This window comes from Chromohalobacter nigrandesensis, from assembly GCF_023061285.1.
Taxonomy (GTDB): domain Bacteria; phylum Pseudomonadota; class Gammaproteobacteria; order Pseudomonadales; family Halomonadaceae; genus Chromohalobacter; species Chromohalobacter nigrandesensis.
In genome coordinates this window covers 22,457-37,009 of the sequence record NZ_JAKGAM010000015.1, presented here as the reverse complement: position 1 = coordinate 37,009, position 14,553 = coordinate 22,457, and the positions used below count along the sequence as shown (strand labels likewise).

13 protein-coding genes are annotated in these 14,553 nt (G+C 62.4%); 4 read left to right on the top strand and 9 right to left on the bottom strand.

The genetic code is table 11. The features are described 5' to 3' along the window. Nucleotides 1-71 precede the first annotated feature (71 nt). Nucleotides 72-719, bottom strand: coding sequence for a 3-isopropylmalate dehydratase small subunit (leuD, locus tag L1073_RS14910; RefSeq protein ID WP_246900506.1), 648 nt, complete (start codon nucleotides 717-719; stop codon nucleotides 72-74). A gap of 2 nt (nucleotides 720-721) precedes the next feature. Next, entirely contained in the window at nucleotides 722-2,185 is a 1,464-nt protein-coding gene (gene leuC / locus L1073_RS14905; protein WP_246900504.1) for a 3-isopropylmalate dehydratase large subunit, read from the bottom strand. A gap of 191 nt (nucleotides 2,186-2,376) precedes the next feature. Here leuC and L1073_RS14900 point away from each other — a divergent pair, with 191 nt between their 5' ends. After that, nucleotides 2,377-3,273, top strand: coding sequence for a LysR family transcriptional regulator (locus L1073_RS14900; RefSeq protein WP_246900502.1), 897 nt, complete (start codon nucleotides 2,377-2,379; stop codon nucleotides 3,271-3,273). A gap of 323 nt (nucleotides 3,274-3,596) precedes the next feature. Here L1073_RS14900 and aroC read toward each other — a convergent pair whose 3' ends face one another. Then, nucleotides 3,597-4,682, bottom strand: coding sequence for a chorismate synthase (gene aroC, locus L1073_RS14895; protein ID WP_246900501.1), 1,086 nt, complete (start codon nucleotides 4,680-4,682; stop codon nucleotides 3,597-3,599). Nucleotides 4,683-4,699: 17 nt separating this feature from the next. Next, complete coding sequence (gene prmB, locus L1073_RS14890) at nucleotides 4,700-5,653, bottom strand: 50S ribosomal protein L3 N(5)-glutamine methyltransferase (protein ID WP_246900499.1); 954 nt, start codon at nucleotides 5,651-5,653, stop codon at nucleotides 4,700-4,702. A 128-nt stretch (nucleotides 5,654-5,781) separates the two neighbouring features. Here prmB and L1073_RS14885 point away from each other — a divergent pair, with 128 nt between their 5' ends. After that, nucleotides 5,782-6,372, top strand: coding sequence for a Smr/MutS family protein (locus L1073_RS14885; RefSeq protein ID WP_246900497.1), 591 nt, complete (start codon nucleotides 5,782-5,784; stop codon nucleotides 6,370-6,372). Between the two features lie 69 nt (nucleotides 6,373-6,441). Here the strand turns inward: L1073_RS14885 and L1073_RS14880 are convergent, their stop codons facing one another. Beyond that, on the bottom strand, nucleotides 6,442-7,488 hold the full coding sequence (locus tag L1073_RS14880) for a patatin-like phospholipase family protein (protein WP_246900496.1): 1,047 nt from the start codon (nucleotides 7,486-7,488) through the stop codon (nucleotides 6,442-6,444). 14 nt (nucleotides 7,489-7,502) lie between these two features. Beyond that, nucleotides 7,503-8,384: an alpha/beta fold hydrolase gene (locus L1073_RS14875; RefSeq protein WP_246900494.1), complete on the bottom strand. Its 882-nt coding sequence runs from the start codon at nucleotides 8,382-8,384 to the stop codon at nucleotides 7,503-7,505. A 278-nt stretch (nucleotides 8,385-8,662) separates the two neighbouring features. Between L1073_RS14875 and L1073_RS14870 the strand changes: the two genes are divergently transcribed. Next, nucleotides 8,663-9,610 carry an AEC family transporter gene (locus L1073_RS14870; protein ID WP_246900492.1) on the top strand — a complete coding sequence of 316 codons (948 nt, stop codon included), beginning with the start codon at nucleotides 8,663-8,665 and terminating at the stop codon, nucleotides 9,608-9,610. Nucleotides 9,611-9,688: 78 nt separating this feature from the next. Further along, entirely contained in the window at nucleotides 9,689-10,216 is a 528-nt protein-coding gene (locus L1073_RS14865; RefSeq protein ID WP_246900491.1) for a YgjV family protein, read from the top strand. A gap of 72 nt (nucleotides 10,217-10,288) precedes the next feature. Here the strand turns inward: L1073_RS14865 and L1073_RS14860 are convergent, their stop codons facing one another. The 3 genes from L1073_RS14860 to L1073_RS14850 form a co-directional block, all read right to left on the bottom strand. Further along, nucleotides 10,289-11,878 (bottom strand): ABC-F family ATPase, encoded by a 1,590-nt coding sequence (locus L1073_RS14860; protein WP_246900489.1) that lies wholly within the window; start codon nucleotides 11,876-11,878, stop codon nucleotides 10,289-10,291. Nucleotides 11,879-12,191: 313 nt separating this feature from the next. Next, complete coding sequence (locus tag L1073_RS14855; RefSeq protein WP_246900488.1) at nucleotides 12,192-13,769, bottom strand: aldehyde dehydrogenase (NADP(+)); 1,578 nt, start codon at nucleotides 13,767-13,769, stop codon at nucleotides 12,192-12,194. 49 nt (nucleotides 13,770-13,818) lie between these two features. Continuing rightward, nucleotides 13,819-14,541, bottom strand: coding sequence for a FadR/GntR family transcriptional regulator (locus L1073_RS14850; protein ID WP_246900487.1), 723 nt, complete (start codon nucleotides 14,539-14,541; stop codon nucleotides 13,819-13,821). Nucleotides 14,542-14,553 lie beyond the last annotated feature (12 nt).

The window sequence follows — 14,553 nt, the reverse complement described above, 5'->3', positions numbered from 1 at the left end:
ATCCCGACCCGGGGGCCGGATCCTCCCTGTGGGTTGTGTCCAGCGTTGTTGTTATTCAGGGGTTGCAGGCGTCATCCGGCCTGACGGAATAGCCACGGCCGCGCCTGGCGATGGCGCTGCTCGAAATCCGCAATGGCATCGGCGTCTTTGAGCGTCAAGCCGATATCGTCCAGCCCTTCGAGCAAGCATTGCTTGCGAAACGAATCGACCTCGAAGGTGAGTGTCTCGCCATGGGGCGTGATGATCTGCTGGCTTTCCAGATCGACATCCAGACGATAGCCCTCCTCGGCCTCGGCTTCCTGGAAAAGGCGATCCACCGTGGCTTCGTCGAAGGTAATCAGCAACAAGCCATTCTTGAAGGCGTTGTTGAAGAAGATATCGGCAAAGCTCGGCGCGATGATCACGCGGAAGCCGAAATCTTCCAGCGCCCAGGGCGCATGCTCGCGCGAACTGCCGCAGCCGAAGTTGCGGCGCGCCAGCAGCACACTGGCGCCCTGATAGCGCGACTGGTTGAGCACGAAGTCCGGATTGAGCGGGCGATTCGCGACATCCTGCCCCGGATAACCTTCATCCAGGTAACGCAGCTCGTCGAACAGATTGGGGCCGAAGCCGGTACGCTTGATCGACTTCAGAAACTGCTTGGGAATGATCAGGTCCGTGTCCACGTTGGCGCGATCCATGGGCGCCACGAGGCCCTGATGGCGGTCGAACTGTCGCATGCTCACGCCTCCTGTACTTGGCTGTCGTCGTTGGCGGCGCGCTCGGCACCGAAGTCGCGCACATCGACGAAATGACCGGCGATGGCCGCCGCCGCCGCCATGGCGGGGCTCACCAGATGCGTGCGGCCCCCAAAGCCCTGGCGCCCCTCGAAGTTACGATTCGAGGTCGAGGCGCAGTGCTCGCCGGCCCCCAGTTTGTCGGCGTTCATCGCCAGACACATGGAGCACCCCGGCTCACGCCATTCGAAGCCCGCTTCGAGGAAGATCTTGTCCAGCCCTTCCTCCTCGGCCTGGCGCTTGACCAGCCCGGAACCGGGCACGACCATCGCCAGTTGGATGGTATCCGCCACCTTGCGGCCTTTGGCGACCTTGGCCGCCTCGCGCAGATCCTCGATGCGCGAGTTGGTGCACGAGCCAATGAAGACCTTGTCGAGCCGGATGTCGGTGATCTGCTGGCCCGAATAAAGCCCCATGTACTCGAGCGCACGCGAAACGCCTTTCTGCACGGTCTCGTCGCCGGCGGCGGCCGGATCCGGTACCTGCGCACCGACGCCCGCGACCATTTCCGGACTGGTGCCCCAGGTAACCTGCGGTTCGATCGCGGCAGCATCGAGCTCGACGACCTTGTCGAAATCCGCATCGCCATCGGAGACCAGCTCGCGCCAGTCGGCGACCGCCGCATCCCAGTATTCCTCGCTGGGCGCGAAGGGGCGCCGACGCAGGTACTCGACCGTGGTCTCGTCGACCGCCACCAGGCCCACGCGCGCGCCGGCCTCGATGGCCATGTTGCAGATGGTCATACGACCTTCCATGGACAGCTCGCGAATCGCACTGCCGGCGAACTCGATGGCGTAGCCGGTACCGCCGGCCGTGCCGATCTTGCCGATCACGGCCAGCACGATATCCTTCGCCGTCACGCCGAGACCCAGTTCACCTTCGACGCGCACCTGCATGTTCTTCATTTTTTGCTGAATCAGGCACTGCGTCGCCAGCACGTGCTCGACCTCGGAGGTGCCGATGCCGTGCGCCAAGGCCCCGAAGGCGCCGTGCGTGGCGGTATGCGAATCACCGCAGACGACCGTCATACCGGGCTGTGTGGCACCCTGCTCCGGCCCCACGACGTGCACGATCCCCTGGCGCGCGTCGTTGATGCGAAATTCCTCGATGCCAAAGCTGGTGCAGTTGTCATCCAGCGTCTCGACCTGAATGCGCGAGACCGAATCGACGATACCGGCGTTGCCCTCGGCACGCTCCTTGAGCGTGGTCGGCACGTTATGGTCCGGCGTGGCGAGGTTGGTGTCCAGCCGCCATGGCTTGCGCCCGGCGAGACGCAGCCCTTCGAAGGCCTGGGGCGAGGTCACCTCGTGCAGCAGGTGACGATCGATGTAGATCAACGCCGTGCCATCGTCGCGTTCCTTTACCAGGTGCCGCGACCAAAGCTTGTCGTAAAGAGTCTGGCCTGCCATGGAATCTCCTCCACTCGTGCCTCCCCGACCGGGAAGATTGGGCGATAGCGATCTATGCCGCTTTGCAATGCGCCGCGATAACCGGCGCAACCTTGATATCCATGAGCCTAAGGGGGACTATGGATAAAAGCAATTCATGTTATTTATGCTTTGCATTCCTTTATAGAATAGAAACCGAATAGAGCACCGCCATGGACACACAAAGCCTGCAAGCGTTTCTCGCCGTGGCCGACAATGGTTCTTTCTCGCTCGCCGCCGAGCAACTGCATCTTACCCAGCCTGCGGTCAGCAAGCGGATCGCGGGGCTTGAAGCTCAGGTCGGGGCACAGTTATTCGACCGTATCAACCGCCGCGTGACGCTCACCGAAGCCGGGCGCACGCTACTGCCCCGTGCCCGCGAGATCCTGGTGATGTTCGACGACAGCCGTCGCGCGCTTTCCAACCTCGCCGGCGACGTCAGCGGCAGCCTGACCATGGCGACCAGCCATCATGTCGGCCTGCATCGCCTACCGCCGATTCTCAAGGCCTATACCCAGGCGCATCCCGAGGTGCGCATGGACATGCGTTTCCTGGATTCCGAGCAGGCCTATCAGGGTGTGCTGGATGGCGAACTGGAGCTTGCCGTAGTCACGCTGGCGCCAGTGCCCGATCCGGCGCTGACGGTCGTGCCGGTGTGGATCGACCAGTTGCGTTTCGTCTGCGGACGCGAGCATGCCCTTGCCGGCCGCGAAGAGCTCGCCTTGTCGGCACTGTCCGATTACGACGCCGTGCTGCCAGGGCATTTGACCTTCACCCGCGGCATCGTGGTGGATACCTTCGCCCGCGACGGCCTCAAGGTAAACGTCTCGCTGTCCACCAACTACCTCGAGACGCTCAAGATGATGGTCGCCATCGGGCTGGGCTGGAGCGTACTGCCCGAGACCATGATCGACGACGACATCCAGATTCTGCCCATCGACCACCGCCCCATCCAGCGTCCGCTGGGCTACCTGTTTCACAAGAGCCGTACCCTCTCCAACGCCGCCAGGGCCATGCTAGAGATGCTGGATGATGACCGCGACCGCCACGCCAGGCACTGGCTGAATTGAACCGTAGCGCGCTAGCATCGTTATCGAGTGCACACCATTCATACAAAGAGGAGGACAAATGACTGCCTTGAATCTCGGCAACCCACGCGAACAACTGGCCTGCGCGTTTCGCTGGCTGGCACGCCTCGACATGCATGAAGGCGTCGCCAGCAGAACTAAACGCCGAGAAAATAGGCCGACCTCAAGACCCCATGTCGCCCTCGCCCGAGTACCGTATGCCCCTGCGCCACCAGCCATTTCACCAGCGAGTTATCCGGACGCAGGTCGAGCACGTAGCACCTGTTAAGCAACTTTCCGATACAACGACGTTCACACGACAACGCTTACGTCAGGCATGGGGTCTCCACCTCGACACCCGCGTTCTGGGCGCGCTGGCGCAAGAAGTGATCCATCAGCGTCAGCGCCATCATCGCCTCGGCGATGGGCGTGGCCCGAATGCCCACGCAGGGGTCATGGCGCCCCTTGGTGACGACCTCGACGGGATCGCCGTGGATATCGATCGAACGTCCCGGCTGGGTGATGCTGGAGGTCGGCTTGAGCGCCAAGTGCGCGACCAGTGCCTGACCGGAACTGATCCCGCCCAACACGCCCCCGGCATGATTGGAGAGGAAACCTTCGGGCGTCATCTCATCGCGGTGCTCGCTGCCGCGACTCGCCACGGCGGCGAAGCCATCACCGATCTCCACACCCTTGACGGCGTTGATGCTCATCAAGCCATGGGCCAGCTCGGCATCCAGGCGATCGAAGACCGGCTCGCCAAGCCCCACCGGCACCCCCTCGGCGACGACGGTGATCCGCGCTCCAACGCTGTCCTGGTCGCGGCGCAACTGATCCATGAAGGCCTCGAGTTCAGGGACCTTATCCGGGTCGGGGCAGAAGAACGGGTTGCTATCGACCGCCTCCCACTGTTTGAAGTCGATACCGATGGGGCCTAACTGACTCATGTAGCCACGCACGCGGATACCCTGCGACGCCAGGTACTTGCGTGCAATGGCCCCGGCGGCAACACGCATGGCCGTCTCGCGGGCACTGGAGCGCCCACCGCCGCGATAGTCACGAATCCCGTACTTGTGATGATAGGTGTAGTCGGCATGCGCAGGGCGGAACTGATCCTTGATCTTCGAATAGTCATTCGAGCGCTGGTCGGTATTCTCGATCAGCAGGCCAATCGGCGTGCCGGTGGTAACGCCCTCGAAAACCCCTGAGAGGATACGCACCTGGTCGGGCTCGCGGCGCTGCGTGGTATGCCGCGAAGTGCCCGGTCGCCGCCGATCCAGATCATGCTGTAAATCCGAGACATCGAGCTCGAGCCCCGGCGGGCATCCGTCGACGATTGCGCCCAACGCTTCGCCGTGGCTCTCGCCGAAGGTGGTGACGGTGAATAACTTGCCAAACGTATTGCCGGACATTCCGCGCTCCTCAACGATCAGGCGAACGATGTCGCGTATTGGTCGAGCTCGGCAGCGGTCAGCGCAAACACGCCCTCGCCGCCGCGCTCGAACTCGAGCCACAAGAACGGAACCTCGGGAAACGCCGCGTCGAGATGCCGCGCGGAATTGCCCACTTCGACGATCAACACACCATCGTCGGTCAAATGCTCACGCGCCTCGCGCAGCATACGGCGCACAATATCCAGACCGTCATCACCCGCCGCCAAGGCCAGGTTCGGCTCGTGGCGGAACTCGGCCGGCATGCCCGCCAGATCACGCGCGTCCACATAGGGCGGATTGGAAACGATGAGGTCATAGCGTTGCCCGGCCACACCGGCGAACAAATCCGAGGTCACCGCGCGAACGCGCTTGCCAACATCGTGACGCACGATGTTGGCCTTGGCCACCGCCAGGGCCTCGGGGCTGATATCGACCAGGTCGACCTCGGCCGTGGGCAGGTACAGCGCCGTAGCGATGCCGATACAACCGGAGCCCGCGCACAAATCCAGCACCCGCGTCGGCGACCACTGGGGGAACCAGGCCGCAAAGCCGTCCTCGATCAGCTCCGCAATCGGCGAGCGCGGAATCAGCACCCGTTCATCGACCTCGAAGGGGTGGCCGGCGAAGAAGGCCTCGCCCAGCAGATACGGCAATGGCATGCGCTGCTCGATGCGCTGGCGCACCAGGCTCACGACCCGACGACGCTCGATCGGCAACAGGCGGGCATCGAGGACTGCGGGATCGGTATCCCAGGGCAGATGCAACGCACCCAGTACCAGCCCCACCGCCTCATCCCACGAGCTGGCCGTGCCATGCCCGAAATGCAAGCGGTGCGCATTGAATTCACTGGTTGCCCAGCGCAGGCAGTCACGCAGCGACACCAGCCCTTCGGCCAGTGACGCGTCATCGAGGGTCAGCGTGGAAACGTCGGTCGGTCGGGAAGCAGGCACGAAGCATCCTGTTAAGCGGTTCCATGGAATCGACGATTGTACCCGCAGCACGCGCCGGTTCACAGCCGTGAGCAAGTCGCTATACTGGGAGGCCTTTCAACCGACCGTGCCGCTTGGGGAGTTTCGTCATGAGCCGACGCCGTGGCCAGCCCGACGACGCCGATATCAACGCGTTTCGTCAAGCGCTGGAAGACGCCGGTGTGCATCGCCTGCACAGCAACCGCGCCGATATCGGGCGCCCGCGCCGCCACGACGACGATGCCATGGCGGAGCGCCGCGCGGCCGCCACCAGCGCCGACATCCAAGCGCCCACCAGCCGCACTAGCGATGGACGCGTCGAGCCGGTACGTCCCAGCGAGGCACTGGAATTCGCGGTTCCCGATCTTCCCTACCGAACGCGGACACAACTCAAGCGCGGCAATATCGAGTGGGAAGCTGGGCTGGATCTTCATGGCTACACCGTCAGCGAGGCACGCGAGCAACTCGAAACCTTCCTTCACGACGCCCACGGACAACGCTGGCGTTGTGTGCTCGTGGTACACGGCAAGGCCCGTGCATCGCTGCTCGGCAAGGACGACGATTACCCGGTCATCAAGAGCCACGTCAATGCCTGGCTGCGCGAATGGCCCGCGGTACTCGCTTTCTGCTCGGCACGCGATGCGGATGGCGGTACCGGGGCAGTGTATATCCTTCTCCGTCGGCGCGGCGATACGTTATAAACGACCGCCACCGGCCACGAACATCGACGTTTCAACTAGCTTCTAAGGTTTCAACTAACGTCCCAGGCTTCAACTCGGCTTGCGCCTGGCGGGTGTCATCAGCGGATAATGCTTGGCCTCAGTCAAATCCCCTCCCGTTTCGGTCAAGTCGCGCTTCCCCTCGTAACGGTCGATGGCCTGGGCGGCCAGATGATGGCCCAATTGAATCAGCGCCTCGGCACGGTGAAACTCATAGGCACCGCACACGCTCTTGGGGACCTCGATCAGGACATCGGGCGGATAACCGGCCACCTTGTACTTGGCCAATGCCGCCTGGGTGATATCGAACGACGCCAGCATCATATCGAGCTTGCTCCAGGCGCGTTCGGTAGCCGCTTGCTCGGAGGATTCACCCTCTTCGCCGCCTTCCGGTCCGTGGCCGTTGCTGAACATGTGCTGCACACGTTCGCGCACGCCGCCCAGCCAACTGCCGAACCCTTGCCCACGGGATTCGCGCTCGCGCTCGCGTGCCTCTTCCTGGGCGGCTTCCTCGGGCGGCAGCATTTCTTCAAGCGTCACTTGGCGGGAGGTCTGCGCGGTGGAATTGACCGCCACGACCAGGTCGGCGTGGACTGCCACGGTAGGGATGATCGGCAACGGGTTGAGCAAGCCCCCATCGACGAGAACATGCCCATCCAGATGCACCGGCGTGATGATGCCGGGGACCGCGATGGAGGCACGGATCGCACGCAATAGCGGCCCACTCTGGAACCAGATTTCCTTCTGTCGGTTGAGGTCGGTGGCGACGGTCGTCAGCGGAATGCTCAAGTCCTCGATGCGGATATCCCCGATCAGGCTCTCGAGCTTGTTCATGACCTTGCTGGCCCGCATCGCCCCCATCGGACTCCAGGTCACGTCGACCAGCTTGAGCACATCGAAATAATCTAGCTGGCAGACCCAGTCACGGTAGGCATCGAGCTGGCCGGCGGCATAGATGCCGCCCACCAGGGCCCCCATCGAGCAGCCCGAAATGGCGACGATCTCATAGCCGCGAGCGACCAATTCCTCGATCACGCCGATATGCGTGTAGCCTCTCGCGCCACCGCTACCCAGTACCAGCGCAACTCGCTTGTCCATGTCAGCGCTCTCCTTCACGCATTACGCTTCGTCGTCTTATCCGAGTCGGCGACGATGGCCTCAGCCACGGCGTCGACGGCATTCGCTTCGAGATGCAGATGATGTCCACCGGGCAGCATCACCCGCGTAAGCCGAGCGATGGCGTCACGAGCCCGCTGGGCGTAGGCGCGCTCGGCGAGAATGCCCTGCTCGCCTTCAAGCAACAGCACCGGAGCCTCGATGCTGCCCAGTAGCGACAGCATCTGCTCGGTGGTAAAGCGCACCAACGATGGACGCAGCAAGCGAGCGTCGGAGCGCAAGCGCACGTGGCCATCGTCGTCCGTATCCAAATTGCGGCGCACCAAGGGCGCGGCCGTGTCGGCATCGATGGGCGTCACGCCGCCCGCCACGCGCGCCGCGATGGCGGTAGCCTCATCGGGATAACGCGGCACCGAGGAACGCGAACGACGGCGCTGGATCAAGCCCATGCGCAACTGCTTGGCGGTGTCATCGACCTCGGTGGTCAAGGTGCCCAGGCCGTCGATCAGCACCAACCGCGCGACACGCTCCGGCATCGCGGCTGCCACTAGACACGCGATCGCCGCGCCCATCGAATGCGCCAGCAGCGGCGCGCGCTCGAGACCCAGCGCATCGAGGGCGTCCAACACGTCCAGGGTATATTCCCAGATCGGATAATCGCCGCCTTCGGCGCGCGGCTGCGAGCGCCCGTGACCGGGGAAGTCGATCGCGACGATGCGAATCCCCAAACGCTCGGCCAATAGCGGTGCCAAGCGCGAAAAGCTCTCGGCGTTATCCAGCCAGCCATGCAGCGCCAACCACACGGGCGCGTCAGCATCGCCCCACGCCAGGGCCGCGAGGCGCCCATGGGCCAGATTCAGAGATTCTACTTCGCGCATGAAGGCTCCTGGTGCCTAGTTGATGATCGATGACCTGCTCGCCACGCCACCGGTGTCGACGGTCATGACACATTTGAAGCGCGGCACTGGGCCTAGCAGGCTAACGGGTTTACCATAAACCTTTTCGCTTCCCAAGCCGACCAAGGAACAAGGAATCCTGCGTGCCAAGATCTCGACCATCCCGCCCCACTCGCCTGCGCAATACACTCTTCTGGCTCGTCGTGGCCGCCGCCATCATCGTAGGCTTCGTACTAGCAAGACAAGGAAACTGATCGCGCATGGACCTGCTGGCCGTTTTCTCGCATACGCTGCAAGTCACGCTGCCCGTCTTCGCCATGGTGTTTCTGGGGATCGTCTTCAAGCGCATCGGTTGGATCGACGCGCATTTCATCTCCATGGCGTCGGCATTGGTGTTTCGCGCTACCATGCCGACACTGATCTTCCTGAGCATCGTTCGCGCCGATCTGGACGTCGCCCTGCAACCGGGACTGATCGTCTATTTCCTGGGCTTTTCGGTTCTCAGTTTCTTTCTCGCCTGGGGCTGGGCCATCTGGCGCTGCCCTCACGAGGAGCGCGGCGTGTTCACGCAGGGAGCTTTTCGCGGCAACTGCGGGATCGTCGGCTTGGCGCTTGCCGCCAACCAATACGGCGACTACGGCCTCTCGCTGGGGAGCATCCTGGTCGGCGGGATCATCATCGTCTACAACGTACTGGCAGCGATCATTCTTGCCTATTACAGTGACGGCGCACGCTCGGGCATCGGGGCGATTCTCAAGCATATCGCCAAGAACCCGCTCATTCTGGGGGTCTTGCTGGCGATTCCCTTTGCGTATTTCCAAATCGATCTACCCGCATGGCTGCTCACCTCGGGCGACTATTTCGGCGCCATGTCGCTGCCGCTGGCCCTGGTCTGCATCGGTGGCACGCTGTCGTTCACGTCCGTCAAGCGAAGCAGCGGTCTGGCGCTGGATGCCAGCCTCTGGAAGGTCGTCTGGCTCCCCCTTCTCGGGGTGCTCGGTGCCTTCGCACTGGGCTACCGAGGGCGTGAGCTGGGCATTCTCTTTCTCTTCTTCGGCAGTCCCGGCGCCGCCGCGAGCTTCGTCATGGCCAAGGCGGTCAATGCCAATGCCAAGCTCGCCGCCAATATCATCGTGATCACCACTGTCGCGTCACTGTTCACCCTCAGCGCCGGGGTGTTCATACTGAAATTGGTGGGCTGGATCTAAATTTGCCTAGATCTTGCGGCCATTGCGGCGGCAGCCTGGATTGAGCGGATATAGCATTGACAAGGAGTCAGCCACTGCATGCTTGACAGTTATAGCGCCCTCGCCGGGCAATTCTTTGGCGTTATCTCGCTGATACTCTGCCTGCTGGCCTTTGCCAGCAAGCGAGACGAGCGGCTGATGGGGCTGCTGCTCTCCGCCAATGTCGCCTTCGCGCTACAGTTCATCCTCTTCGAGAGCTGGACGGCGGCGGCGCTGACGGTGCTGGTGATCGTGCGCATCGCGCTAGCCCGGCGCTACCCGGGGAGCAAGAGCATCATGACAGGCGTGCTGGTTGCCAGCGGTGTGGCGGCGCTTTTGACCTGGCAAGGTTGGGCGGACTTACCTGCCGTCGTGGCCATGGCGGCGGGAACGGTGGGCATGTTTCTGTTTCAGGGCATTGCCATGCGCATCGGCCTGGGGCTGGCGGCATTGTCATGGTTTCTCAGCCACGCCTTGGTAGGCTCGGTGGGCGGTATGCTGGCAGAAGCGCTGGTATTCGTCACCAACGCCATCACCATTTACCGACTGGCCCGCGCCAAGCGCCGCTACCCACAGGCATTCGAATGAACATGTTGCCCCCGGGGCACCCGAGGCCCCGAGTCGCCGCCGGAAAGATTCTAGGAAGAGCGACCTTGGCGTTTAAGCGTAGATATCCTGGCTGCGCAGATAATCATCATAACTGCCGCTGAAGTCGACGATTTCATCGTCCTTCATCTCGATGATACGGGTCGCCAAGGAACCGACGAACTCGCGGTCATGGCTGACGAAGATCAAGGTACCGGGATAGTTTTCCAGCGCCAGATTGAGCGCTTCTATCGACTCCATATCCAGGTGGTTGGTGGGCTCGTCCATCACCAGCACGTTGGGCTTTTGCAGCGCAAGCTTACCGAACAGCATCCGCCCCTGTTCGCCCCCTGAGATCACCTTGACCGACTTACCGATGTCATCGTTGGAGAACAGCATCCGGCCCAGCGCACCGCGTACGGTCTGCTCACCTTCCGTGGTCCACTGCTGCATCCATTCGAAAAGCGTCTCGCCGCCTTCGAAGTCATCAGCGTGATCCTGAGCGAAGTAGCCCACCTCGGCGGCGTCGGTCCATTTCACCTCGCCGGCATCCGGCGTCATCGTGCCAACCAGGCAGTTGAGCAGGGTGGTCTTGCCAATCCCGTTGGGCCCGATGATAGCGACTCTCTCGCCGGCTTCGACCTGCAGATCCAGGCGCTCGAACAGCACGTTGTCATCCCACGCCTTGGAGAGCTTCTCCGCGTTCAGCGCATGGCGGTGTATCTTCCTGGTCTGCTCGAAGCGAATGAACGGGCTGACGCGTGACGACGGCTTGACCTCATCGAGCTGAATCTTGTCGATCTTGCGTTGCCGCGATGTAGCCTGCTTGGCCTTGGAGGCGTTGGCCGAGAAGCGGCTGACGAATTGCTGCAGCTCGGCGATCTCCGCCTTCTTCTTGGCGTTTTCGGCATGCAAGCGCTCCCGCGCTTGGGTAGCAGCGGTCATATAATCATCATAGTTACCTGGGAAAAGCGTCAGCTCACCGTAGTCAAGATCCGCCATATGGGTGCAGACGCTATTCAAGAAGTGACGATCGTGAGAAATGATGATCATGGTCGAGCTACGTGAACGCAGAATCTCCTCCAGCCACCGGATGGTATTGATGTCCAAGTGGTTGGTCGGCTCGTCGAGCAACAGCACGTCGGGATCACTGAACAGTGCCTGAGCCAGCAGTACGCGCAACTTCCAGCCCGGCGCTACCACACTCATCGGCTGGGTGTGCTGCGCAAGAGGGATGCCGAGGCCGAGCAGCAACTCCCCCGCGCGTGCCTCTGCCGTATAACCGTCGAGCTCGGCGAAACGCACCTCAAGGTCGGCGACTTTCATGCCATCTTCCTCAGACATCTCAGTCTGCGAATAGATACGCTCGCGCTCGGCGGTCACCTCCCACAGCTCGGTGTTACCCATTATCACGGTGTCGATGACACGCTCGTTCTCGAACGCGAACTGGTCCTGACGCAGCTTACCGAGCCGCGTGGTGGCGTCCTTCATCACCTGGCCGTTGGTAGGCACCAGGTCGCCACCCAGAATCTTCATGAAGGTAGACTTGCCGCAACCATTGGCACCGATCAGGCCATAGCGGTTGCCCTCTCCAAACTTGACGGAGACATTTTCGAATAGCGGCTTGGCGCCGAACTGCATGGTGATGTTGGCGGTAGAGAGCAAAATCTAGGTTCTCGCGGGAAACGGCGTGAATGAAGCGACGGCGGACCCGGCGGAACGAGCCCCAATCTATGTCGAAGCGGCATTGTACGCGCTAGCCACGACCGACGTCAGCGTCATCCTCTAATTGCACAACACAGCTCCTGAATACCCATCGACCACAACGTCACGGGAACGATCTCTAGCCCGACCGAACGATTGCAGACCCTGTGGTCGCGCAGAGCGATACGACCTCTAGTACGCGACACACCAGCAAAAAAGCCACTCCGAAGAGTGGCCTTGAGTACCCGAAAGGTGTCGGTAGCGACGCCGGGAATCAGCTCTCGCGTTTAGCGTCGACCAGGCGGCGCAGGGCCAGCGGGTTCGATTCCTTGAGTGCTTCGGGAAGCAGCGCATCCGAGAGGTTCTGATAGCACACTGGACGCAGGAAACGGAAAATCGCCGCGCTGCCCACAGAGGTCGTGCGCGAATCCGAGGTCGCCGGATACGGGCCACCATGGACCATGGCGTGGCACACTTCGACGCCGGTCGGCCAGCCATTGACCAGAATGCGACCGGCCTTGCGCTCAAGTGTCGGCAGCAGCGTACGCGCCGCGTCGAGATCGGCATCGTCCATCTGCAGCGTAACGGTGAGCTGGCCTTCCAGATGCTCGGCGATCTGTTTCACTTCATTGGCATCGGCACATTCGATGACCAGCGAGGAAGCCCCGAACACCTCTTCCTGAAGCACTTCATCCTTGAGGAAATCGGCGGCGGAGGTAACGAACAGCGCCGACTGGCACTGGTTGGGAGTTTCGCCACTCTTGCCGCGGCTGACTTCACGCACCTGGCCGTGCCGGGAAAGCTTTTCCACGCCCTGGGTATAGGCATCATGAATGCCCGGTGTGAGCATGGTCTGGCTGGCGCTTTCCTTGAGCGCCTCGCCGGCAGCCGCGATGAAGCCGTCAAGCGCCGGGCCCTTCTCGGCGATGATCAGGCCGGGATTGGTGCAGAATTGTCCCGCGCCCATGTTGAGCGAGCCGACGAACGCCTTGGCCATTTCCTCGCCACGCGCCTTGAGCGCCGCCGGCAGGGGGAACACCGGGTTGATCGAGCTCATCTCGGCGTAGACCGGAATCGGCTCGCGACGCGACTGGGCCGCGTGTACCAGCGCCGTCCCGCCACCGCGCGAACCGGTGAAGCCCACTGCCTTGATGCGTGCATCGCGGACCAAGGCCTGCCCTACCTCCCGGCCGGAGCCATACAGCACCGAAAACACTCCTTCGGGCAACTGGCACTTGGCGACGGCGGCCTGCACAGCGCGCCCCACCAATTCGCCGGTACCGGGATGTGCCGAGTGCGCCTTGACGATCACCGGGCAACCGGCCGCCAGCGCCGAGGCGGTATCCCCTCCGGCGACGGAGAATGCCAGCGGGAAATTGCTGGCACCGAAGACCGCCACCGGGCCCAGTGCTACATGCCGCTGACGCAGGTCGGGGCGCGGCATCGGGGCTCGCTCGGGCAATGCGGGGTCGACACGCACGTCCAGCCACTCGCCGGCACGCACTACGCTGGCGAACAGACGCAACTGCCCGCAGGTACGCCCGCGCTCGCCCTCGAGGCGCGCACGCGGCAACCCGGTTTCGGCCATGCCGCGCTCGGTCAGGGCGTCGCCGATGGCTTCGATTTCATCGGCAATGGCTTCCAGAAACGCTGCACGAGTCTCCAGAGGGGTTTCACGGTAGGTATCGAACGCCGTCCAGGCAAGTTCGCAGGCGCGCTCGACTTCGGCTTGACTGCCGGCCGCATAGCCAGGTTCGAGTGTCTCGCCCGTGGTCGGATTGATGGCATGAATCGCGGCCCCGGGACCACGCACGGCCTGCTGGCCGATCAATAAGTTACCTTCCGGTGTCATGATCCACTCCTTGTGCGGATTGAATGCGTATATCAGTAAGCAATAAACGTCACTCCCGATAGGAGGCGTAGGTATTGCTCGCACGGTTCAGATGATGGCGCATCGCCGCGCGTGCCGCGTCCGCGTCGCCAGCGATAATTGCTTCGAGAATGTCGGCATGTTCCTCGGCGACACGCTCCAGATAACGGTGCGTCGCCGCCGTATCGAGCTCGACTGAAAGCAGTTTGGCGCGCGGAATCGCACCCAGGTTCAACTGCTCGTATACCGTAGTGAACGCCGGATTATGCGTGGCCTGGGCCACCGCGAAGTGGAAGGAGAAGTCTTCTTCCCGCGCCTGGGACTGATGCTGAAACGCCTCGATGAAGCGCTCATGGGCCTGACGAAGGCCCGCGATATCCATATCGTCGCGCCGCAACGCCGCGAGAGCAGCGGCTTCCGGTTCCAGCGTCAAGCGCAACTCGAGAATTCCCAGGATATCCTCGACCGTGGTCAAGCTGATCCGCTTGGCGGGATACGCCTCCTCTGGCGCCGCGCGCAGCACACGCGTGCCGATCCCGCGCCGCGTCTCGACCAGACCCAGCGACTTGAGATGAGTAATCGCCTCTCGCACGACCGTGCGGCTGACGCCAAACATTTCGCACAAGCCACTCTCCGGAGGCAGCTTATCTCCTACCGCAATATTGCCTTGCACAATGATCGCCTCGAGCTGCTGAGAGACTTGTCGAGACAAGCTCCCTTGCTGGGAGACACGTTTAACGCCAAGTGAGTTCATAGTTCATGCGTC